18 protein-coding genes are annotated in these 24456 nt (G+C 30.8%); all 18 read right to left on the bottom strand.

Annotated features, from left to right (window positions below; genetic code table 11):
* Positions 1–14: 14 nt before the first annotated feature.
* The 18 genes from DMR38_RS02620 to DMR38_RS02535 all read right to left on the bottom strand — a co-directional run bounded on the left by DMR38_RS02620 (position 15) and on the right by DMR38_RS02535 (position 24403).
* Positions 15–725 (bottom strand): GDSL-type esterase/lipase family protein, encoded by a 711-nt coding sequence (locus tag DMR38_RS02620; RefSeq protein ID WP_243124416.1) that lies wholly within the window; start codon positions 723–725, stop codon positions 15–17.
* Between the two features lie 101 nt (positions 726–826).
* A complete protein-coding gene (locus tag DMR38_RS02615; RefSeq protein WP_127719871.1) occupies positions 827–1723 on the bottom strand; it encodes a M28 family peptidase in 897 nt (298 codons plus the stop codon).
* A gap of 113 nt (positions 1724–1836) precedes the next feature.
* Positions 1837–2034 carry a hypothetical protein gene (locus tag DMR38_RS02610; RefSeq protein ID WP_175412905.1) on the bottom strand — a complete coding sequence of 66 codons (198 nt, stop codon included), beginning with the start codon at positions 2032–2034 and terminating at the stop codon, positions 1837–1839.
* A 131-nt stretch (positions 2035–2165) separates the two neighbouring features.
* A complete protein-coding gene (locus tag DMR38_RS02605) occupies positions 2166–2414 on the bottom strand; it encodes a hypothetical protein (RefSeq protein WP_127719870.1) in 249 nt (82 codons plus the stop codon).
* 146 nt (positions 2415–2560) lie between these two features.
* On the bottom strand, positions 2561–3856 hold the full coding sequence (locus DMR38_RS02600) for a putative ABC transporter permease (protein ID WP_127719869.1): 1296 nt from the start codon (positions 3854–3856) through the stop codon (positions 2561–2563).
* A gap of 145 nt (positions 3857–4001) precedes the next feature.
* The gene (locus DMR38_RS02595; protein ID WP_127719868.1) at positions 4002–4649 is read right to left on the bottom strand and encodes a hypothetical protein; all 648 of its coding nucleotides are present in this window, start codon (positions 4647–4649) and stop codon (positions 4002–4004) included.
* Between the two features lie 247 nt (positions 4650–4896).
* Entirely contained in the window at positions 4897–6156 is a 1260-nt protein-coding gene (locus DMR38_RS02590) for a vWA domain-containing protein (protein WP_127719867.1), read from the bottom strand.
* Between the two features lie 271 nt (positions 6157–6427).
* Positions 6428–8773 (bottom strand): hypothetical protein, encoded by a 2346-nt coding sequence (locus DMR38_RS02585; RefSeq protein ID WP_127719866.1) that lies wholly within the window; start codon positions 8771–8773, stop codon positions 6428–6430.
* Between the two features lie 32 nt (positions 8774–8805).
* The gene (locus DMR38_RS02580) at positions 8806–12213 is read right to left on the bottom strand and encodes a tubulin-like doman-containing protein (protein WP_127719865.1); all 3408 of its coding nucleotides are present in this window, start codon (positions 12211–12213) and stop codon (positions 8806–8808) included.
* A gap of 19 nt (positions 12214–12232) precedes the next feature.
* Positions 12233–13687 carry a vWA domain-containing protein gene (locus DMR38_RS02575; RefSeq protein ID WP_127719864.1) on the bottom strand — a complete coding sequence of 485 codons (1455 nt, stop codon included), beginning with the start codon at positions 13685–13687 and terminating at the stop codon, positions 12233–12235.
* 21 nt (positions 13688–13708) lie between these two features.
* Entirely contained in the window at positions 13709–16315 is a 2607-nt protein-coding gene (locus DMR38_RS02570; RefSeq protein WP_127719863.1) for a hypothetical protein, read from the bottom strand.
* 6 nt (positions 16316–16321) lie between these two features.
* Positions 16322–17500, bottom strand: coding sequence for a zinc ribbon domain-containing protein (locus DMR38_RS02565; protein WP_127719862.1), 1179 nt, complete (start codon positions 17498–17500; stop codon positions 16322–16324).
* A gap of 264 nt (positions 17501–17764) precedes the next feature.
* Complete coding sequence (locus DMR38_RS02560; protein ID WP_127719861.1) at positions 17765–18808, bottom strand: hypothetical protein; 1044 nt, start codon at positions 18806–18808, stop codon at positions 17765–17767.
* A gap of 137 nt (positions 18809–18945) precedes the next feature.
* On the bottom strand, positions 18946–19821 hold the full coding sequence (locus DMR38_RS02555) for an oligopeptide/dipeptide ABC transporter ATP-binding protein (protein WP_127719860.1): 876 nt from the start codon (positions 19819–19821) through the stop codon (positions 18946–18948).
* A 171-nt stretch (positions 19822–19992) separates the two neighbouring features.
* Positions 19993–20667: an ABC transporter ATP-binding protein gene (locus DMR38_RS02550; protein WP_127719859.1), complete on the bottom strand. Its 675-nt coding sequence runs from the start codon at positions 20665–20667 to the stop codon at positions 19993–19995.
* Positions 20660–21814, bottom strand: coding sequence for an ABC transporter permease (locus DMR38_RS02545; protein WP_127719858.1), 1155 nt, complete (start codon positions 21812–21814; stop codon positions 20660–20662). Before DMR38_RS02545 ends, DMR38_RS02550 begins: the two co-directional genes overlap by 8 nt.
* Positions 21815–21906: 92 nt before the next feature.
* Positions 21907–22833, bottom strand: coding sequence for an MBL fold metallo-hydrolase (locus tag DMR38_RS02540; RefSeq protein ID WP_127719857.1), 927 nt, complete (start codon positions 22831–22833; stop codon positions 21907–21909).
* Between the two features lie 178 nt (positions 22834–23011).
* Positions 23012–24403 carry a cell wall-binding repeat-containing protein gene (locus DMR38_RS02535; RefSeq protein WP_127719856.1) on the bottom strand — a complete coding sequence of 464 codons (1392 nt, stop codon included), beginning with the start codon at positions 24401–24403 and terminating at the stop codon, positions 23012–23014.
* Positions 24404–24456: the final 53 nt, after the last annotated feature.

The following is a 24456-nucleotide window of genomic DNA, read 5'->3' as shown; positions in this document are numbered from 1 at the left end:
ACACATAGTGCTTGCTATAAATATTTCTTCATATTTTCAAGAATAACTGAATACGCATTTGGCCACATATGTATACCTTCTATTGAAAATTCTTCTTTCAAGTTTCCTTCTTCATCCATTAATCCATCATTTACATTAATAAATTTATAATTATGTTTTTTAGCTAATTTTTCAACATCTTTATTTGCTTCTACAATAACAGTATTTGTACGTGTCTTAAATCTACTTTTTTTAAATTCTTCATCTAATCCAGGAAAGTCAGCTTTTGCATTCAATGGATAATAAGCCATTAAATACACTTTGCAATTGGGGAGCTTTTCACTTATTTGAGTTAAAATCTTATCATAGTTCTCAATTAAACTTTCTTTCTTATAATCTGGTGTATTCATATCATTTGTTCCTATATTAATAAATATTTTTGATGGTTCCAATTCAAAAATACATTCGTTCATAGAAGCTAATAATTCTGTTGTTACAAAACCCGCAATTCCACGATTATAGATAATACAATCTTTTTCTAAAGTTTGCTGCATCTCATTAATTGGGAAAAATTCCATTAATGAAGAACCAACAAACAAAATTTGTCCTTTCTTAACAGATTGATTAAGTATCTTATAACTTTTTAATTTGTTTCTCTTTTGCCTCTGTATATACTTATATAATATAGCCTCACGTACACCCTTCATATCTGGTTTTCTTAGTATTTCCATAGTTTTTTCATCCATCACTTTAATACCTCTATTCCATTGATTATTTTAACTTAGACTTATCAAAATATTTAATGAGCTGAAGGTTGTAAAAATAGCAAAGAAGATATATAGAATTTCTAAAAAGAATTTATAATAATGTCTGCAACTAATTTAAGTTTTGATTCATCTATAAGTGAAATTGTGTCTTTTGGACCATTTATTTTTAAATTTTTATCGTAAACCTGCCCTATACATAATGATGGAATTCCGGCTTCATCAAATATAGTATAATCGCTCAATTCTTTAGACATTTTTTTTACAACCATATACTTAGGAACTTTTCTTAATAGCATAGTAGCAAAATTATTATTTCCATTTACAGTAAAGATACATGGTTTGCCACCGTCTTTTTGTGCTATTGAATCAATATTTATAACTGCTTTTATGTTTTTTTTATCATCAGATGACAAATTTTTTATGTACTGTCTAGAACCTAATCCTCCTATTTCTTCACCACTAAAAAAAATAAATTTTAATTCATAATCACTGGATACATTTTTTAATAATCTAGCACACTCCATAACTACCGATACTCCAGAAGCATTGTCATTTGCTCCTACAGAAGTTTTATCACAATCATAGTGAGCACAAATGATTACAACTTTCTTATTATGATTTGAGTTACTGTTATTAATTGCTATTATATTTTGGCTGTTGTTTAATTTTGATTTACCATTTGGTGCGTAATCAGTAGGCATAGGAAATGTTTGTATTTGTGTTTTATATCCATAGGATTGAAGTTTATTTTTTATGTATTCACAAGCTTTTTTTTCATTGTCTGATCCAACCCATCTGTTGCTAATAGCTAACGCTTTAATATTACTCATCATTAATTTCTCATTTGATTGATTTAGTGTATTATTAGTTATTGTCGATTGCTTTTTATTATTAGAGAATAAATTATTACAACCCGAAAAAAAACAAGAACTTATTAGTATAAAAATGAATACTGAAATTATATATATTTTTTTCATAACATACTTCCTCTACATTTATACAGTTAATTACATCCTGCAGCCCATTAAATATTTCCGTATATAATTTATAATGTAAGAATAAAGTGTACTAATCTTACTTTGCATTGAATTTAAAACCTTCTAATTAAGACACCTTTCATATTTGCTGAATCATTATGAATATGATAAATCTTTTCTTTTTCTTCCTCAGTACATCCAATTAATATTTTAATTTCTGAATCCTTTTTTATTAAATCTATAGTACACATTATCGCATCTATTTTTTGTTTCTTGTCTGTTCCTTTCCAAAATTCTACGTTATATTCCATAAACCATTTTCCCCCTACACGATTGCCAATTTTAGTTTATCATAATTTACTTTCAAGTCACATAAAAAATTGCCAAACAATATTTTTGAGAAGACAGAGGAAAGTGTGTGAACTAAATTAAATTATAGACTTTATAAGAAAAATGAAATTTTAATTACAACACTAAAGATAAATATACTGCATAAAATTAACAGTATTCCATCTGATTTTTTACCTTGCTTATAAAAGTGCAAACCATTAAAAATTTGAAAAACACCTAAACAAGTAAGCATATATGGCATTACTATTCTACTATTAGTATTTCCAATAAATATGCTTATGGATAATATAATTATTAATATTCCAAGTATAAATCTAACTATTGAAAAATTTCTTTCCAAAGTCCTCCTCCTTTTGATATTTATATTTCGTTCGATTTGAATTCAAATATTGCTAATTATCAAACAGTTTCGAGTATAAGTATTCTTCTTATACATGTCTCTATATCTATTGTTCAATAGTCCAAATACCATCTATTAAATAGCTTTTATGGTAAAACCGCATTTGGATAAATCATTTTCATTAAAGTATCTGGATAATAGATAGAAAAAAACAATTCCACTTTACCACTCACAGATATACCAGCCATCCGCAGACTATAATAGTATAGTGCCATAGCTGAGACCAATGCATTGAGCACTATAAATACTACAATGCACCACGTAAGCACCTCCCCTAACACCCGTGGGATTTTACCAATATATTTACTCACAAATGGATAAATTGCCTTCAACCATACAATAGCAAGCAGTCCCCAGAACAGACAGTAAAGCAGATTCACCCTACCATCCAGATTAAAAGGCATGCTACTATAATCCCAAAAACGGGCACCCAATACCTTTTCTGTAAACACACTGCACGAATACTCATAGGTGCCACCTAGGAAGAAACCTCCCAGAAAGATATATATGTCATTTTTATCAATCAATCTATGAAGCATTACTGTGGCAATTATTCCACCCAATCCCCAAACCACACTGAAAGGTCCATATATTAGACTACTGCGACTCATCAACTTACCCGACTTCACCAAGACAAATGCGGTTTCAATCAAATCCCCTGCCAGTGCACTGATAAAAAACATCCATACCAGTTTTTCAAAACAAATGCCTTCCGCAAATTTTTTTTGATCTATAACTTTAACATCAATAATCTCCAGTTTGGCATTCTCCAGCTCAGGGAAAGCTTTGTAAATACGCTTTTGCAATCTAGAAAAAAAACGTTGTCCCATAATCTTCTTCGTATTACTCAAACCTGCCGTTACCTTTAGTTCTAATCTACTTTGTTTACGAATATGGAATGCTGCCACGAATGAGGCAACAACATCAACCATCAGTAAAACAAAGAGTATCCAGAGAATAATGCAAAATAATAAATGTGGAATCAGCTGACTTATTGTATAAACCAATGGTTGCAGCAGGGAAATAACCAGCACAGAAACACCACTATATGCAAAGGCAAAGGTAACGTAGAACCTTGGACTATCATAATTCCACAGGCGTCTTCCGATTATCCGTCTTAGTAACCCCCCATCAATATACTCCACCACAGTAGCCAGAACGGCATTTCCGACAAACAATGCAAAAGGATTGGCATTGGCCGCCTCTAGAAATTGCAGACTAAGTATAATACTTAACCCATAGACCGGGCACAGTGGCCCATTCAGCATCCCCCGATTAACAAAATCACCTTTTCGTAAGCTCACAATTAAGACTTCTACTACCCATCCTAAAAAAGAATAAATCAGAAAAAAAGCAAAAAGCTCATATCCTGTATAATGCATATTCTCTTTCCTCTCTATAATTAATAATTTTCAAACCTTAAATTCATTATAATTTACAAATGTGAACTCTCTCATAAATCGCTAATAGAAATATCTTATAGTAGTTGAGTATTTAATATTGACTATTTATCTATGTGATTTTACTTTACAACCTGCAAAGCTTATAACTACCACCATATTTATCAACATCCTTTATAAATACTTTCACATATTCATCTTTCTTTACTGTTATTTCCGGCATTTCATTTATTCCCACATGAATGTCACAGATAAAATCAAATCTTATGCCATCCTTATTGTTCACAGGATAAGAACCTCTCTTTTTTACATAGCACAGTACATCCTTATGGAGGGGAATTTGTGACTTTATAGTTATCTGCAATTTTTTATCCCTGGAAAATAAACCTTTTAGAGATTTTACTTCTTTTATGTCATAGTATATGTCAGGTTTCCCTGTACTCACTACAATTTGATTCTTACCATTATTCTGCTTTACAAAAATTATATCATCATCACTTTCAATAGCTGGAAAAACATAGTACCTATACTGATTTATTTCTTTAATGCTCTCACAATACCCATTGAATTCTTTATACTCTTCCATGGTATACAATTTTGCCTTTTTCAACTCCGCATCGTTCAAAGAAAAATCATCCAAATTGTCAGTTTTCATTACATACACTATATCTGTATTTTTAGGCCATTTCCATCTTATATAAAGCCTGTCTTTCTCAACTTCGCAGCTAATTTCACATATTTCACTAGAACCATCTTCAAATTCAATTATCTTCATTGCTATACCACCCAATTCTAAATCAATTGACAATTCACAGTTCACAATGTACAATTTCGGTAGATTTTTCTCCGCTATGCTTCGAAAAATTTTAAATTTGAAGCTTATTGAAGCTAAGCTTCAATAGTGCTATATTCTAGATTTTCTGAAGTTTTAACGCAAGAAAATCATCCTTAATTGTGAATTGTGCATCGTGCATTGTGAATTAATTTTACGTTATTTTCAAACTGCAAAAGTTAATTAATAATTATCTAAAAGTATTACCTTTAGTTTTGTCAAAACTAGTCCTCTGATTTCCTCTCAAATAACTGCTTTTAGAATAATCTTTTATATCAACTATAACTGGAATAAGTGTAAATATAAGTGCAATCATAATAACTAAAATCGCCCTATAAAGAGAACCATGATCTGGAGAATGTAAAAATCCTACTTCCATGATAAGTCCTCCTAAAAATCCAGCTGTAATTCCACCTATTAAAAATCTCTTAAGTAAATTTTTATTATCAAATACAAAACTTATAGACATTGTTATAAGTCCAGATATAATTGTAATTAAAAGTACTCTAAGTATCATATATAAAGTAGAAGATTCAGTTAATCCATCTCTTCTGTCTACTAATAACCTCTGCTGCGTTGCATAATATATCTTACTAAAGGTTCCCTTTAAATCACTGGCATTTTTTACATTATAATATTCTCCATGAGTATCTTTTGCAATTTTCTTTAAGGTAGTAAAGTTATTTTCATTAGACATACCTATTGTATAAATAGATATATTTGAATCTTTAAAAGGTTTAAGAGTCTCCTCAAATTTTTTATTTAATCCAAAATTATCTTCACCATCTGAAAGTAAAATTACCGCAGCCTTTCTTCCAGATTTTTTAGTTGAATTTATTTCATCATAAGCACTGTCAATAGCTTCTCCCATGTTGGTATTTCCAGATGGAGTTTCATATTGTTTCAACTCTTCCTCAGCATTTTTCTTAAGGTAATCTGAAACCTCTGTCATAGGTATTATTCTCTTTGAAGTATCATCAAACTTATATATTGAAACCCTATTTTGTGTGTTCATATTATCCATAAGATTTAAAACCGAAGAAAATCTCTCATTTTTAGGATCAGTATTTGCCATACTTCCTGACGTATCTATTACAAAAACTATATCGTTCACCTTTTGAAACTTCAATCCACTGCTTTCATATATAAATTGAAAAAGCATGCCAAATACAAAAATTGCAACAAAAGTACAAGGAATCAAAAACTTAAAAGAAGTCTTTAAATAGTTGTTTTTCCACGTAACTCCATTTAGCCTTGGATTTATCATCTCTCCTACAAGACAAAAAGTACCTATACAAAGTGCTATGATTCCAAAGTAAAACCCCATAAGTATACTTCCACTCATCTTATACTTATAAGCATTTATAAAAATTTCTCCTATAATAAATCCTATAATGCCTCCTATTAAACTCATAACGGTCATAGTTAAATTTACTCTTTTTTCTACCAACTGGATACCTCCTACTTGTTATATAAATATTCTAAGTAAAATTAGATTTATATATAAAAATCTTTTACTCTTAATGGATAAAAATACAATTAATAGTTAAGAGTTAAGAATTAATAGTTATGGATGATTTTCTTCCGTTAACACTGCAGAAAATCTAAAATGTAACGCCATTAAAGCTTCACTTTAATGAGCTTTAAGTTTAAGATTTTTCGTAACATAGTGGAGAAAAATCTTCATTCACTATTCACTATTCATTCTTAATTATTAATTCTTAACTAATTTCTGGCAACAGTTTCTCATCCACTCCGTGGATCAAATATCCATTTTCCATACAATAATTATAAAATTCCATTGAATTTCTTACATAAATTATATCCTTTGCTCCAAAACCACCCATTAAATTCAATTTTTCAATACCGCTGCTCTTTATTTCATCTATGTATCCTATTTTATAATTCCTGGTTTTTCTGTCAAAATCAAAAGCATACTTTATAAAATCGCTGCTGTAATCTCCAAAAAAGTATTTTTCCATGTAGGGCTTTACATCATAATTCATTATATAAATTTTCAAAGCTGAATTTTTATCCAGCATGTCGTAAAGTTTTCGATATAATTCTTCTTTTGAAAGCACTTTAGTTTCCAAATTAGGAACATTCACATTGGCCCTTTCATTAAATTCTTCTTCAAAGGATTTTTTAAACTGATCCTCACTTAAAATATATTTAGTACAAAAATATATTATCTTCCCCAGAAATTTTTCATCCGATTCCTTTAAATTCTCTACTGTATTTCCCAGGTATTTATCTTCTAAATAAAAAGCTTTTCCAAAATTTTTCTCAAGCTTATTCAATATATCATTTACTACATTTTTATAGTAAGCCCTTACATTTTGAGCTGTATATTTATCCTGTTTTTCTATAACTTCATTTTCATAACTTTTTATTGTTCGCCCTAAATCCTTTACCCTATTTATATAACTTGAAATTTCACTGTGAACCTTTAAAAGAACATCTTCGTAAATATCAAGAATTTTCTTTGATATATTTAATTTCAGTATTTCTAACTTTCTACCGTATATATCTAAAAATATTTCCTCCTGAGCTTCTTTCACCTTTGCACCTTTTGAAAAAAAACTTTTAATACCAAAGCTAGGAGCAAATCTTGTTTCATATATATTCTCAATTTCATCATTTAACTTACTTACAAATTTCAAGATAGAAGCTTTTCTATTTCTTATATAATTTATAGTTTCTCCTTCATCTGAGGTCCAGTTAAAGGCACAATACAAATTAAGCTTATTGTCCTTAAGTATATTTTTCTCTATTAAAATTCTCATATTATTTTCTAAATCACAACTTTTAATTGCCTTTTCAGAAGCCTTTTCAAAATTTTCGAAGAAAAACTTTTCGCATCTATCATCGTATAATTTTTCTTCTATCTCCCTTAAGTTAAAACTTGACATTTTTTTCTCTACCTGTTTTAAATTATCTGTCATAATCCCCTGCATGTCTTCTATCGTTACTCCCCCAGGAAGTATTTCTTCAACTTGCAGTTCAATATTTGCCTCATCAATTTTTAAAATTTCATTTATAAATTCCTGCTGCTTTTTAGAGAGTGTATTCATTTCCTTTAACATTCTTTCATAAAATGCTCCAAGCACAGAAATAGCAATGGCACTATTAGGTCTTTTCACCTGTGAAAGTCCTGCTGAAATATACCTATTCATAGAATTATCATAACTTATGTTTGATTTAAATATATTGTTATCATAGTACTGATTTTCCGTATCCGAATAGGCATTAGATGATGCCTCCCTATTTTTTATAAGGTTTATATAGGAAATTATTTCATAATTGTTATCCATAGAACCTTTAGGAATTATACCCTTCTCATTCTTTTCCTCCAGCACATAGGTAAGATAAAATAGAGGTCCTTCCCAGGTAACATTAAGCTGTGTCTCATCTCCATAAACAGCTATGTCTTCTTTAAATCTAAAGCTATCTTTTTGAAAATATTCCACTTCCCTAAAAAATCCTACTGTAACTGCCCCTTCATAGACCTCATCCTCTAAATTTTGACTTTTAATTAAAACATAGAGATCTGCAGAACTTAGCTTAAATACCTCCAGCATCCTCTTTTTTAAAAGTACCGTTACTTCTGTAAGTATTACATTCAATGGGTCCTTAGACGTAGTAATTACAGAAATATTTATGCTGTCAAAGGAGTTAAACATATACCCCTCTGACAACAATTTATTCCTAGCTTCTGTAATTTTTCGATTTAAATTTTTAAGATTTTCCTTATTACTGTAAAATCTATCTCTTATATCTTTTCTCAACGTCTTTTTATTTTTAAAATCTTCACGGAGCTGGATGTTAAAAGAATTATCCGTATCTTTAACAGGTTTTGTGGAAACATTTATAAAAACTGCGCCTCTGCCATTATCCCATTTTTTATCTATATTATTTCTAATATACTCATAGGCATCTTCAGTACTATCTCCTATAAAGAGAAAAAGTATGGGATTATTCACATTTCTTTTAGTGTCACCATCGTATATTGTTTTTTCCACCTTTAAATCATACTTTTCCACAAAATTTTTTAAAACTTCTTCCATGAAAATTCCTCCCAATTACAGATCCATATTATCTAAGCCAATAATTTTTGTACTTCCTGAAGTCTTGAAAGTATGTCAGTATAAAAAGCATACAGTTCGTCACCCTCTACCATCTGATATTTTCTAGTTTCCAGTTCCCCAGCAGATGATTTAACTTCTTCTATAATAGAACTTACTTTTGATTTTAGAATTTCAACTCCATCTCCTGTGGAAAGCTGTTCTAACTTTCTATCTGAAGTTTTATCTACAATAGTCTTTTCTCCCTTATCTAAAGTCTCATATTTATCAAATATTGCTTTATACTGATATTCCTTTTGCTTTAATACATTTATAAAAGGTTCTATATCTACCTTGCTGTCTTCACTTCCATTATAAACATAAAGCAAACCCTTTTTTATTATAGTTTCCGTATAAAGTGCCCTTAAAAAACTATCTACGTTAGCTTCAGCTTTACTCAAATTTGATATTACATTTTCAAGTTCCTTTTTCTTATCTATTATTTTTTCATACTTTTCCACTTCTTTTTTTACAAGTTCTGTAAGCTCTGGAGTTCTTATCAGATCAATTTTAGCCTTTTCGCTGCTGCTGCTTTCATAAATATAATATTTCTGACTGTCACTATCTTGCACAGGGGTCAGTTTATCCTGAATAAGTTTATTCATGTCCCCTATGGCCCTTTTTGCCTCTCCTATATTTATTTTGTCACCTTTCATATCTATATTATAATTTTTCATAAAATCATCTATATCAAATTCTTCAGTAATAACACACTTATATCTTTCATTACTTCCCTTTTGGGTATCTACTATACATCCAAGTTCTAAAGCTCTATCAAAGAGATTCCTTACTTTTTCATTATATCCTTTTACTCTATCATTTACATAAGTTGTACCCCAGGCTTCTTCTGGTATAGGTGATGGAAGGTACACCCAATTTTTCTCTCCGTTTTGATATAAATGCCTTCCTATTCCATCCCGTTCAAACATAGTTTTTTCATAAATCTCTTCATAATGTTTTATAGGAGCATAAGAATACAATGGAACTCCATTTTTGGTATTAAGCCAGAATATCCTATTTGTAACCATGCTCTCCTTGATGTTAATGGCATTGCCTTTATTGGAGTTTTTCTTATACTCCTTAATTCCTTCAAGAATTTTCTTTGCATTTCTAGGTACTGAAACCATACTCCATGCCGGAAAATTCAATGCTTCCGTGTTACTTAAATGGAAAATAGGCACTGCATCCCTATCAAGCTTTGGTGCAATTTCATCTTTAACTATATTTATTATCGATTTATCTTCTCCGTATTCCAAAGCAAGGAAATCTTCCATGGACTTTGTTATTACATCTCCATATTCTTCTGAGACAAAACTTGAAATTGAGCCAACTACATCAATATGCATTTCGTCAATCCATTTCTCAGATTCCTCTAAAAGTCTCTCTGAAAATCTCCTTACAATATCATCTGCTTCTTCTTTATTCACAACTTTTTCAATATAATCCACTAAATCCGGCACTTTTACTACTGTCCAGGAATAAGTTCTTCCAAGAGCCCCTTCTATTTCCTCTCCCTTTACAAGTACGTCTCCATCTTCTTTAAATATCCTGTTCAATTCATTTAATATTTCAGTGTATACCTTATAAATACTGTTATTCAGTTTGCTAAGTTCTTCAATTACACTGCTGTAAAAATCAGCCATCCTCATTATTCTCTGTTCTTCAGATTTTAATAAATACTCCTCACTTTTAGCCTCTATGTAGTCATTTTTCTTACCTTCTTTAGTAAACAATAGGGCTTTTCTAGCTTCTACAAATTTATCCTCAGCTAGTTCTTCTGCAGACTTTATTTCCGTAGAAATATTCATAAGTCTTTCATTTAAAGAAGTTACCTGTGTCTCTAGAGTTCTTACAACACAAAATCCATCTGAAAACAACACTCTAGATGCATAAAAAGGTCCTTTTTTAGGGTCTTTAAAAATTTGATTCACCATATCCTTAACCAGTTTTAAAATTTCACCTGGATACTGTATTTTTACTTTATCATATTCGTTAGTGCAGTCCCTCAAGTACTCTTTCATCTCTTCATCTATATTCACGGACTGCTTTTTTATTACATTGTCATAATTAAACTTTTCCCTGTTTTTATAACCTGTTAACGGCTTTCTATTTTGAAGATGCTCTTCAAATCTGTCTATTACAGCATCCTCATCCAATCTTACCTTTCTTATGAACTGATCTATTTCCTGTTCTTTAGGCATGTTCTCAAACATATACTGTATTTTTTCAAAAAGTTTATATGCCATATAAGTAGTAATTTCTTCAAGAGGAAGTACTGCAGAGGAAGCACCTATCATTACATATTTGTAATTTGCCATATATGGTTTTGCCATATTATCCGTGTTCTGCTTCAAGTTGCTTATATAATCCTGTATTGCAAATACTCCTCCAGATTCTCTAACCTCATTTGACATAAAGTTTACAATATTTTCTGCAGTTACATTCATGCAGTAGTCATATGCATTGCTCATGGGTCTACCATCCACATTTGTAGCAGAAATAAGATGACACAGATTAAAAGGAGGCATAGGTGAATCCACTGTAAGCCTGTTTCTGTATTTTTGAGTAAATCTCTCATGCCTATCTCCAATACCCATGAGATAATCCAGTTCCTTAAGTGCTGCAAATCCATTTTTTATAATATAGGATTGTGCGGACTGGTTGTCGGAGGTTTTGGATAAGTTAACATCCGGCATAAACAAATAGCTCATAATATTTACCTTGTCATCACCTTTTGCTCCATAAATATTATTCATTATTCCCCTTACTATATAGGCAATATCTATGAAGGTTCCACTTCCAGTTCCTCCTGAAAGTCCAGAAAGTACAAACACATGTAAAATTTCCTCTGTGTCTTCCTGAAGAAGTCTTATTTTCTTTTCTAGACAATCCACAATCTCATTAATTTTTGTAAAAAGCAGCAATCTTCCAACCTGTCTAACTCCACCGGCACCATCAGTACCACTTTCAGAAGATAATTCTGGTGCCAGCCACTCTTTTATACAATCATCCAATATCTTACGATCGTTTAATATGGACCTGACTTCTGCATTTGAAAGCATGACAAGTTCACTTTGAGGATCAAGTCCTACCCCACCATTCATGGGATATCTTTTATTTTTCTCTCCCTGATTTGTTTCAAAACCTAAAAACTCAACTTTCTTAGGTTTATCTTTTCTTGTATTTGAAATACTATCCTGCTCAAGCACAAATCTCTTATTTATTTGATATTTTAATCTCAGCATAGCATCTATACCTGTTCCTCCAAGTCCTATTACAAGAACTGGATTAGGTATTGTTTCTATACGTATCTTGTCACTTATTATTCCTCCACCTTTGCTAACTTCAAGGTCTTCCAGGTGCTCTCTAACTCTAGTATTCATATTCTACCTCCCTTTGACACTATTTTGAGTGAAATTCTAATGTTATACTCTTTGTTACTTTATTTAAAAACACTGTTACTTTATCCCTGTTATAAAGAACTAGCTTAGAACTTTCCTCAAGCTTTCTACCAGACTTTTGCAGTACACAGCCTGACTTATTTACAAGTTCTATGCTGTCATCTTCTTTAAATATAATTTTTATATTATCTGTTTCTGCATACTCTTCTTTTAACCCTAAGACTTCAAAAAGTGTAAAACTTCCGTTGTAATTGTCCAAGTTTCTAAATTGAGGTGAAAAAACCTCACTAGTATTTTCATCCTTAATATGAATTTCCAATCTTCCAAATCCCTGTACATGTCTTTTCTTCATCAGTACAAAGACTGCAAGACCTATAATAATTAGTGCTGCAGCCACAGCTGCTCCTATGGTCTTTGAACTTTTAAGTGTAGACTTATTGCCTTCAAGATTTTTATCTGCAGAACTTTGTTTTCCCTGATTTTTATAGTTAAATACGTAACTTATCTTTATATTACTTCCACTTACACCTTTCACCTTTAGATTCCACTGACCACTTGCAGGCTTTACAATCTTAAGTACTGAATACTTCTTTGACTTTGTAAAAACCACATCACTTGAAGGTATCTGTATTTCCTTACCTGAAGGGTTTATAAGCTTTAATTCTAAAGGTTTGTCTGTAACCATTGATATATTGGCCTCCAAAACATTTGACCCTGGTACATTTATTTTAAAATCCTGAAAGGTTCCATCAGCCACAATATTTCCCTGATCCTGAACTTTTACATTTGCACTGTCTCCATATATATCCTTTAGTATATCCGTAAGGTCTGATGCCTTATTTGTTATGTAATTTTTTCCCTTTGTTTCACTGGCTATTTGAGTTAACTGTGCTTTATCCACAGTTCCATCATAGTTGAGTCCTATAGTGTACACAGGATAACCTTTGCTTTTGCATGTGCTTATTGCACTATTTAAATCCTTTAAAGATTCACTGGAACTCCTTTGAGAATCATTTTTACCATCGGACAGCAGTATTATAAGTGGTCTGTTACTTTTGTCATGTCCACTATCTAATACCTTTGCACCTTCCAAAAGGCCTCTTCCAATATCCGTTTTTTGTCCAAGAGGTATATTGGAAGCCATTTCCTCTATTCTCTCTTTATCCGATTCAGAATTTATTGCATCCAGGTTATGTTCTTTTATTATGGTATCTGAATAAGCCACAAGTCCTGCTTTGTTTCCCTGTACCTGTCCCATATCCAAAAACATCTTTATAGCTTCTGTCCTTATTTCTTCTGGATCACTTTGTTTCATGGAGCCACTTGAGTCAAGCACGAAAACTACATCTACATTTGGAGATGATGTAATGGCGTATACCTTTTGCGAAGGCATAAAACCAAATTGAAGAACATACACAAAAACTGCAATGAGAACCATCTTAGCTCTAATTTTCACAGTAAATAACACCTCTTTAAATCATTTTTTAAAAAGATCAAGTATACCCTTTTTTTTGCCCCTTCCCTCTGCTTCTTTTTCAATTTCAAGCCACTTCTCTCTAATATAGACTTGATTTTTTAATTTACTTGTCTTATCAACAATATAGGCAGTATACTCTTTTAACTTTTTTTGAGAAATTTTTATAAGTATTTCTATTACTCTATTATATATAATATTTTCCCTTTCTTCACTTAAATTTTTCTTATTTTTATATAAGGTTATGAAAAAATCCAAAAATATTTTATACCTCTCATTATATCGAGAACCCATTAAGTTTTTATATTTTTTTGTAAAAAGTATCTCTTCTATACCATTAACATATACATTGTAAAAGGTATCTTCATATTTGGAACAAAAAAAAGTCTTTTTTACCTTTATATGGCCTGTAAATCCAGAAGACTGCACCAATATATTAGGTAAAAGCCAGCTTAAGTATTCTCTATACTTTTCTTCACTCATATATGAAAAGTTATATTTGACCTTCTTAAGAAGTTTTTCATCATAGTCCATATCTGGATTTTCAATTCTCTTACCAATATACAAAAGCTCTGATATATTACAGATAGTTGTAATGTTATACTTTCTTTTTAATTTTAAAATTGTTTCAATAAGTGCATTTTCTTCTCCTGCATTATCTATATTTAACTTTTCTTCCACATCCGTTATAAACTTTTCCATCACTTTTTTATCCACAATGTGAATATTTAAGTTCTCAATTATATAATTCAGTATGCTTTTGTAACTTTCAAGAGATGCATCATCTCCATGATAGAACTCCAAATATAATTTAAAAGCATCTGAAAATTTTTCACTTCTGTATTCTTCAAAAGAATTGAATATTTCACTGCAGTAATTTACAAAAAAATCCCTATTTTCAATGTTTTCCTTTAGTTCAAAAACATATAGAGAAAATAAAAAATTATAGGAGTTTGGAAGGTTGTATATATTTAAATAGACTTTTTTCTTCCAATTGCCATCCTTATTTCCCTCATCTACAACAAATTTCGCAAGCAAATCCAAAATAGCCTGGCTTCTACCTAAATAATAGTTTATACAGTAAATTCTAATAATAATTTTTGAAATACACTCACAATCATTTTTAAAATAATTTAGCACATATAAGGTGTTATCCTCAGATCCTATTAAAAATTTTATACAGTTATTTAAAAGCAAAGTCACATTTTTATCTTTAAAAGTGTACCCAGAATAAATTATATCTGATATTGTAGAAATTGAATAATAAACTGGGTTTTCTTTAATGTCATTTTGAATATTTTTTATTCTATCTGGACTCAGCGAGACTTCTAAAAATTGGCTGATATTATCCATTTCATCCTGCGCCATCTTTTTACGTAAATTCAACATTTCATAAATATCAGTATCTTTGCTGTAAATTGCAATATAATCAAGAGAGTCAAAGAAAAATTTATAAGCCCTTACTATATAATTCTCATCACCTATGTCTCTGGACGCTTTAAGTAAAAACGTAGTTATCATATAGCAAAGCTGCACATCTACCTGTGTACTTATCTTTTTAAGTCTTGCATTAATCTGATGAAAGAGTTCCTCATAGGCCTCTTCCGATTTATATTTAATTGCAAAACTAAGAGCCTTTTTCACATCTTCTATACTACATTTTTCAAGTCCTTTTTTTACTATATTATAAAGAGTTACACAATTATCCACTTCTTCATCTAGTTTATTGTACTCAAACTGATCTAAAAATTTTAAAAAAGGCAGGAATACTTCTTTTGAAACAGTATATCCTACTTCAGCCCGCTTTGAAAAACTGCTTTTGCTCCTTGGACAATCTTCTGAAAAATTCATAGCACTGTATTCATACATCTTTCGATTGTCTGCAAAATTGAATTTGCTGCCATTTTTACTTATACCGCAGAGTATATAGTCTGTATTGTCCGGGTTATAGCTGTAAGTAGTAAAACTAAATTGTAGTGCCAACTTCTTAGGTAGTGACATACAAACTGCCCCAATCCAAAAAGGAATGTTTTCTTTTACATCTGCAAGTATAGTTCTTTTTCTGGAACTATTATACATCACAACACGTTCTAAAAGACTTGTAAATTTCTTACCCCTGTCTCCTCCACTGCCTTTTAAAAAATTACTTATTTCATCAAAATCAACTACATTTCCTAGTGGAATCTCCGTAATTTCAGGAAGATAGTCTATTTCAACAGCATTTTTTTCTTCTTCACTCAAACAATATCTAAAAACAGGCGATTTATAAAGCTCTATGGGATAAAATTTCCAGGCATCATTTGATATAAGTACATGGCAAAAGTAATTTCCATATCTCTCTGAATAATCTTTTCCTACATATTTAATTTGTGAAATACAGTACTTTCCATTTTCAAGTCTAAAAGAAGAAAAAGATATAGGAAACAACCTGTCTATCTCTTCTTTGGTAGGTTGTGTTGGAAGATTAGAAGGCGGTATGTATATGCAGTGGCTTTCTATTTCCATTCTCTCTTTGTCTGTAATACCTTTTGACATGGAATAAGTTTGAAATCCCATTCCAGAGGACAATCCCTTTTTACAGGACGTATAAAAAAGCTGCTGAACTGCCATTATCTATCACTTCCTCTTTTCTCCTTTAATAAATTTGTATTTATAAAGAAGCCACAAAAAAGGATCTTCCACCCTATGTGGTCTAAGTTTAGCTATCCTGTTACTTTCAGGATTGCACCCAAGAGCTGTCAATCCAAAATAAGCGTACTCTTTAAAATTTGAACTGAGCTGATTTGCAAAATTTTCTCCGCCCCAGCTCCTGACTAAAGATTCCATTGTTCCATTTACATCCTCAAAATCTGCCAAATCAAAATATCCCTTGCTTACATGGCTGCTTGGATAATTTATGCAGCTTGACGGATCAATCAGTGATTCCACTGCATCTATTTTTGAAAAAGCCACAGCCACAGGTATGTCTATAAGTTTATCCATTCCTATACCATTTGCCTTTCTAATGAGGTTTGCCGTTCTAGAAAGCAAGTCTTCTATCTCCGTATTTTGCTCTGGCAATTTAATATTTTCAGGCAGCTTCCTCCTGACTTCCTCCAACTGAAGAGGATCAAGCAAAAATATTATACCTGAAGAGTTATATATGTACTTATTTACAGTTTTCATAGTATTTTCAGAATCTAGATCCTCACCTGCAGTATCAAAAAAAGCAATGGTAACTGCATTACTTATCCTCTTGCTTTTCAGAAGACTTCCAAATATTCCGTTATCCTTAAAAACAAGATTATATATAAGAGGCTGCTTTACAGAGGCATCAGTTTTAGCAGAATGAGTTACTCCTATAATTTCATTTCTCTTAAAAATAGGATTATAAAAATCATTTCTATATCTATTCATAGTAGCATCATCAACTGCTGAAAGACTATAATTGAAGGCCGAAGCTATCTCATTCATTATCTTTTGAATCAAAACTGCAATATAATGGCTTTTTCCTGCCTCCTTTGCACCAATTACTGCAAATATTAAATTATCATATTCTCCAATTGAATATGGAAGTTCATGGTTACAGGTTGGGCATACTTTTATATTGGTTTTCTGTCCACACTCATTACAAAACACATAATCCGGCATTTCATTTTTGTCCTCAACGTTCTTTGGCTTTATAGGTGTTAGGTTTCTTGCATTTTCACATAAATCAGGATCATTTTTGCATATAAAATTCACTTCATTTAAAGCATGTTTAGAAAAACAATAGGGACATATATAATCATCTTTTTTTCTAAAGTTAAGTTTCACAGTTAACCCTCCTCATTTAACGTAGATATTACAACTTAGATTTATATTTGTATACAGGAATATTTTCCCCATTATGAGATCTAAATTAATTCACAATTCACAGTTCACAATGCACAGTTTCGGTAGATTTGAAGCTTATTGAAGCTTTGCTTCAATAGTGCTATATTTTAGATTTTCTGAAGTTTTAACGGAAGAAAATCATCCTTAATTGTGAATTGTGCATCGTGCATTGTGAATTAATTATTTCGCTTTGCAATTTCATCTTTACTTAAAGTATAGCTTTTCCTTAGCTGGTGAAACTATCCTGTATAGCTTGCTGTTAGAGTCATCTACAAAAAATAATTTCACATACATATTTTTTCTTATATTTTCAACAGGCAAATCAAAGTCTATGATTTCATCATTTTTTAAGGTTTCATAATCTATATTAAACAAAGTTTCTCCATCAGATTTTTGAATAGGCATATTTCCTATCTTACTGATTAAAACAAGCTGCGGCAATTCTATTTCATCCTTTGGAGAAGATTTAGAAGATGGTGCAGACAAGCTTAGCCTAGCAGATTTTAATTTACCCAAGAGGCTTCTTTTTAAGTCTATTTCATAAAATATTTCCTGGGGTACTTTATTTACCACAAGCCTTCTCTGACCTTCAGAATATAATGTCTTGTTTTCATATTCCACCACAGTATAAATACAGAAATAATAATTTCCTTCTTCTATTTTACTTATGGTGTAATCTCCTGTTTCAAAATCTTCCTCTCTCTCTATGATTACATGAGAAGCACTGGAATCTGAAGGTGCCTTGGGAAATCTATCCATCCTGCAGCATAAAAGTACTTTGTCTATACCCTCTGGCCATCCCCATTCCAGAGACAGCTGTCCATATTTTATTTCTGCTTTTACAAAGGGTACATCCGGAATGTTTCCATCATCAAAAATGGGTTCAATTTTATTATTCTCTGATTTCTCAGGTAATTCATCTATATGTAATTGTAAATCATCATTTACATTTTCAATTTTATCTTCATCAAATTCTTCTGGAGAGTCTTCAGTCTTTACTTCACTGCCTCTTTCAGCATCTATATTCTTTGTGGAGTTTTCATCTTTTTGATGTGAAGACGAATTTTCTATATAAGAATTATTTCCAGTAATTTCTGATATTTTTTTTCGTATATCATCTTCCGATAACTCAGTAAATTTATTTAGGAAGTTATTTATTTCACTCTGAGAAATATTATCTTTAACTGAAAATATTATATCAATTTCCTCAGCTAATTCTTCCATTTCCCTCTCCTTTTTTTCGTCCATTTTGCTCATACTCCCTTCAATATTAGTATATACCATTGTATTAGGAGTTCAAAATTAAAATTTTGTGAATATAAAAAAGTTCCTTGTTGTAGTCATTTCAATATCTACAACAAGGAACTCTATATACATCTTACTTTTTAAGCATTATAGTTCACATAGTTAGAACAAATTACCTGTCGACCTGAACTCAAAAATTTTATTTCAGGTCTCATATACATGCAATCATAAGATGACTTTTCACAGTTCAAACAAAAATAACATCCTGTTCTAGGCATATTATTAATACTTTTTATATATTCTTTAATCTCAGATGATGCTTCCGCAAACTTCGGATTGTTTTTATAAAAAAGAATATATTTCGTATATGGGTGAATAGGATTTTTCAAAATTAAGTCCTTTTTTCCATATTCAATTACAGTTCCTCTATACATAATTGCTATATTATCTACAGCTGCAGCTACAACCCTAGCATTTTTGGATATGAATATCAAACTAGTGTTATTCTCTTCCCTTAACTTTTTAAGTTGTGCCAACATATAATTCTTTATTTTATTGTCCAGTCTAAAGATAGTATCATCTAATATTATAAGTTTTGGTTTAATTAAAAACGCCATGGCAAACATAAGACGCTGTTTCTCATAAGCTTCTAATTTAAAAGGAAAAGCTTTAAAAATACTCCCACTATTATCACAACCTAATGTGCTCAATATTTCTTCCAATTTAGATTTTGATTCTTCAATAGTCAATCCAGTGTGCCTGGAAATAACTTCAAAGCACTGTCTTCCCACAGACTTTATAGGATTTAAGGATGTTAAATAAACTTTTATCAAAGATATAAATGTATTGTCTATTGTTTTAGTGTACTTTGTTGCAATATCTATAATGTTTTTACCTTCAAAAGTAATTTTACTGTTTTTAGATAATTTTTTCTTTCTATTTACAACTAACAATGCATCCCCAGGTTTTACATCAATATCAATGGTTTGTTTTGATAAAACTTCATTTTTTTCCACAAATATGCACCCCTTTTAATAACTATATATCATGTTATTATTTTAACATTTCATTTGTTACTATTTTAACATTACTTTTCAGAAAAGTCTATATATTTATAAAATTGTTTCTATTTTAATAAAAAAATAACATTGCAAATTTATTTTACAATGCTATTTCCCACATAAGAGCTATTCTCTTACTTGTCCATCTTTTATCTGTATTATCCTATCAGTTTTATTAGCTATATTTACATCGTGAGTTACAATAATAAAGGTAGTATCAAATTTATCATTTATTTGTCGAAAGAGCTTATAAATACTCTCTGCATTTGTAGAATCGAGATTTCCAGTGGGCTCGTCCGCAAGAACTATGCTGGGCTCATTCATAAGTGATCTAGCTATAGCAATCCTTTGCTGCTGTCCCCCGGATAAGTCATATACCTTTTTTTTACTGCATCCAGAAAGTCCAACTAGTTCAAGAAGTTCTTCTGCCTTTCTCTTGGCACTTCTGCCACAGAAAAAATGCTTTATTCTGTAAGGCATAAGTACATTTTGTACTGCATTAAACTCAGGGAGAAGATAATGAAACTGAAAAACAAAGCCTATACTTTTATTTCTCACTGAAGCCCTTGAATTTCTTCCTATACTTTTTATACTTTTACCTTGTATGTACACTTCTCCTGTTGTTGGTTTATCAAGCATACCCATTATATTTAAGAGGGTAGTCTTGCCGCTTCCCGACGCCCCTATAATAGAATTAAAAGATCCATTTTCTATAGATATATTTACTTCCGATAAAACTTTATTTTTAACTCTTCTTCCATATATCTTATTCACATTTTCAAGTTGAATAATATTATCCATTTTTTATTACCTCCACAGGATTAAGTCTAAATGACTTAAATGCTGGAAAGAGTGCCGCAAAAGTTGACGCAGCTACATCAATAATAGATGATGCTAAAATAAACTTATGATTCACAACTATATTAACTAGAGGCAATCCTTCAGAATTAACTATATACCTGTTAAACCCTTTTATGTACAACCATGTAAAAAGTAGCCCCAAAGCCGTTCCCAATACTCCAAGTATAAAAGCCTGTACAAAAAATATAAAAGCTGCACTTCCATCCTTTATACCCATGGCCTTTAATATACCTATCTGTTTATATTTTTGAACTACACTTATACCAAGTATACTTATAATACTAAGAACTGCTGCAAGAAGTACAAAAAATTGAATTATTATTGTACAGATTTTTTCTCCAACCATTCCACTAGCTAAAAATTTATTCTGATCTTTCCAATTCTGCACATTAACGCTGTTATCAGAAAGTATTTTAGTTATTTTCTTTCCTTCCATATCTGCATTATATATATCCTTAACTGCAATCTCCACAGAAGTAGCTTTATTTCCAAAACCAATTAGATTTTGAACATCACTTAAATCTGTAATAACCCAAGCTCCATTTATTTTAGCAGCCCCAAGATCAAAGAAGCCAACTACGTTTAAAGTCAACTTTTTTCCACCCATGGTAAACAAATCTATATTATCTCCAAGTTTTAAGTCAAGCTTCTTCTTCAAATCCTTTCCTATAATAACTTGTCCACTATTTTCATACATTTTTCCTTCATATATACTTCCTTTTATGTTATAAAGTGAAGTAACATCTTGAGGCATAAATCCTCTGATCTGAACAGGTTGGTTAGTATCTTTTAATTTAATAAAAACCTGAGAATCAACTACAGGCGCTGCAGTTTTTACATTTTTATCTTCTTTTACAATCTTATTTTTTATATCACTCCAATTTTCTATGCTGCCGTTATTAGAATAAACCGTAACTTGAGCTGAATTTCCTGCAATTTTATTTAAAATGGTATTTTCAAGACCACTGCTTAAAAGCCCTATGAATATTTGCACAGAAACTCCTACTGCAATTCCCAGTATTATAACAAAGGTTTGCAATTTACTGTGTTTTAAAAACTGAAGAGCCACTTTTGATGATATAAACAATAACTATCCCTCCTTAGAACATATTATCCACAAATTTTATATTATTACTAATTTTTATTAAAGACAAGATAATTATTGCTTTCTATACATAATCAATAAACATTAGTACAGATAGGTACCTTTTTTAGATATTTATAAAGTCCATTTTCCATATTTAAATCCAACATACCTTTTTCATTAAGATATCTCACATAAGATACTAAAATTGTCTCTGTTAATCCATATTTTACTCTGTTATCCAAGCTAATATCAAAATCTTTAGTTACTGATGTAAAAATTTCTTCCATTGTCATGCTTCTATTTCTATCTATTACATCATATATGCTATTTGCCGTATCTTTATAAAATTTTATATTGTCCTTTATGAGTTTTGTAATATCATCATATATGTCTTTATGTGCCACAATATATTTACTGCATTTTAAGTCATAGAGTTTCTCTTTGCTTTTCAAATCATCCGTAAGAGAATAGGAGTAAGGCATTTTTGCTTGCTCCATTAATTCATATCCAACAAGGGCATCTCCTAAATATGCCACATCATCAGGAGTAATGACACATATATGGGCAGCACTATGCCCTGGTGTATGAATAATTTTGAATTTAACACCACAAACATATATATTTTGCTGATCAGGTGTAATCATAATATCTGTTTTACAAATCATCTGTCCAAAATATTTTGCAATTTCAGCCATATTATAACTATTATGATAAAATTTCAAGTTAATAATTGAACTGCAAGTAACAGCTTCACATTCCGGCATAGCAATAATACAATTATACTTTTCTTTCAAATATTCAGCATTACCTATATGATCCATATGAGCATGAGTGCATATTATAGCAGCTACTTTTAAATTATTCATTTTTAAAACTTCAGCTATACCTTCTCTTTCTCCTCCTTTTGGCCATCCAGAATCCATCATAATTATTTCTCTATAATTGATCTTATAAAAAGGTATGCATGCCATTTTAGTATCAATACAAAATGTATTTCCCTTTATATTTTTTATTTTCATATGCTATTTTAGCAGCAAAATTGCTTAGCATGAAACTGCTAAATACTCCCTTCCCTTCTTTATGATATTTTTCACTCAAAATTCTACATAAAGAACCTTCCTAACATATAAAACCAATTTCATATATTAAGAAGGTTCTATTTGCAAATTAATAATTGCACATAGCCTTATTCTTCTTTTATGGTCTAAACTGCTGATCCATTTTCATTACTTTACCATCTTTAATGAATAAATTAAATACAGGCTTATCTTCATATTTACCATTGACCATATCAGTGAAATTAGGTTGGTTATAGAATATATTTCCATCGCTATCAAAATGAATTAGCTTTATGCTCACATCACTATCTACCTCTAATTTTACCTTATCACTTATGGTCATGTCAAAGCCATCATCCAATATAAACCACTGTCCATTATCTTCTTCAACTACACTGCTATCTCCCGTTCTCTTTACATAATCTAAAGCTTCATTTATATCTGTAACATATTTTAAATAATTACCTTCTATATAATACTTTCCATCTTCACCTACAAATTCATTAGTTACCTCAAACAGCTTTTTTTCTATTCCTTTTAATTCATTCTCCGCATCTTCACTTACAGCACCACTTCCTCCAAGTATAATTTCATCTGTATACTTTGTGGTATCTATATACTGTTTTTGAATTGATATATTCTTTCCATCAGTAAGCAAAATAGGGGCCTGAAGTTTTGACGCTAAAGCACTTCCAGATAAAGCATCCGGGAAATTTTCTCCATTTGCAATAACTATAGTACTGCTGTCCAAATCAAAATGTTTACATATGTTTAATGAAGTTTCATATCTATTCTTTCCCCATATTCTTATAATATTTCCATCCTCTATAGTTGTGTCCAATTTCTTTATCTCAGAAATAATATTATCACTTAATGCACCATGTCCTCCTATTATGTACACATAAGAAGGACTTATCTCACTTATCTTTTCTTTTACTTCATCCGGTAGTCTATCTGTATTACTTAAAATTATTGGATAACCTTTCATACCTGCTATACTTGATATACTCAGTGCATCAGGGAAATTACTGCCATTAACTACAACTAGAGGCGTTCCCTTACTTACATTCATATTTTGTACTATTACTTTGTTAGTTTCAAATCTATTTTTTCCACCAAGTCTTTTAATATTGTTAAATCCTAAAGATTTAATGTAATTTATATATTCATCACTTACAGAAGCATATCCGCCTAGAACATATACAGTTCCACTTGCATCCAAATGATCTTTTATATAATTAATAGAATCCTGACTGTCACTTAAAGACTTGTCTACCAAAAGAATAGGAGCATTTAATTGTTTTGAAAGCACACTACCAGCTAAGGCGTCGGGGAAATTGTTTCCACTGGTTACAATAACATTTTGTACTTTCCCGCTGCTAAAGTTGTTACAAATATTTATTGAGGTTTGGTATCTACTTGATCCGTAAATTCTGCTCACATTATGGCCGGAAGCAGCAGATACAGTTCCGGGGAAAGCAAGTCCTAAAATTATTGCTTGCCCTAAAGCCAGCTTAAATATTTTTTTCATATGTTTTCCTCCAATATTATATTATATAGTTTGTTAATAACTCAATTTTCACA

This window comes from Clostridium sp. AWRP (assembly GCF_004006395.2).
In the GTDB taxonomy this organism is placed as follows: domain Bacteria; phylum Bacillota; class Clostridia; order Clostridiales; family Clostridiaceae; genus Clostridium_B.
The sequence above is the reverse complement of the archived record's forward strand: the minus strand, read 5'-3'. Positions and strand labels throughout refer to the sequence as shown.

Excerpts from the sequence above, each read along its gene's own strand:
- DMR38_RS02610 (WP_175412905.1), bottom strand. The coding sequence starts at position 2,034 with ATGGAATATAACGTAGAATTTTGGAAAGGAACAGACAAGAAACAAAAA.
- DMR38_RS02585 (WP_127719866.1), bottom strand. The coding sequence starts at position 8,773 with ATGGAAGAAGTTTTAAAAAATTTTGTGGAAAAGTATGATTTAAAGGTG.
- DMR38_RS02620 (WP_243124416.1), bottom strand. The coding sequence starts at position 725 with ATGGATGAAAAAACTATGGAAATACTAAGAAAACCAGATATGAAGGGT.
- DMR38_RS02535 (WP_127719856.1), bottom strand. The coding sequence starts at position 24,403 with ATGAAAAAAATATTTAAGCTGGCTTTAGGGCAAGCAATAATTTTAGGA.
- DMR38_RS02550 (WP_127719859.1), bottom strand. The coding sequence starts at position 20,667 with ATGGATAATATTATTCAACTTGAAAATGTGAATAAGATATATGGAAGA.
- DMR38_RS02560 (WP_127719861.1), bottom strand. The coding sequence starts at position 18,808 with ATGGACGAAAAAAAGGAGAGGGAAATGGAAGAATTAGCTGAGGAAATT.
- DMR38_RS02580 (WP_127719865.1), bottom strand. The coding sequence starts at position 12,213 with ATGAATACTAGAGTTAGAGAGCACCTGGAAGACCTTGAAGTTAGCAAA.
- DMR38_RS02600 (WP_127719869.1), bottom strand. The coding sequence starts at position 3,856 with ATGCATTATACAGGATATGAGCTTTTTGCTTTTTTTCTGATTTATTCT.
- DMR38_RS02615 (WP_127719871.1), bottom strand. The coding sequence starts at position 1,723 with ATGAAAAAAATATATATAATTTCAGTATTCATTTTTATACTAATAAGT.
- DMR38_RS02595 (WP_127719868.1), bottom strand. The coding sequence starts at position 4,649 with ATGAAGATAATTGAATTTGAAGATGGTTCTAGTGAAATATGTGAAATT.
- DMR38_RS02570 (WP_127719863.1), bottom strand. The coding sequence starts at position 16,315 with ATGGCAGTTCAGCAGCTTTTTTATACGTCCTGTAAAAAGGGATTGTCC.
- DMR38_RS02540 (WP_127719857.1), bottom strand. The coding sequence starts at position 22,833 with ATGAAAATAAAAAATATAAAGGGAAATACATTTTGTATTGATACTAAA.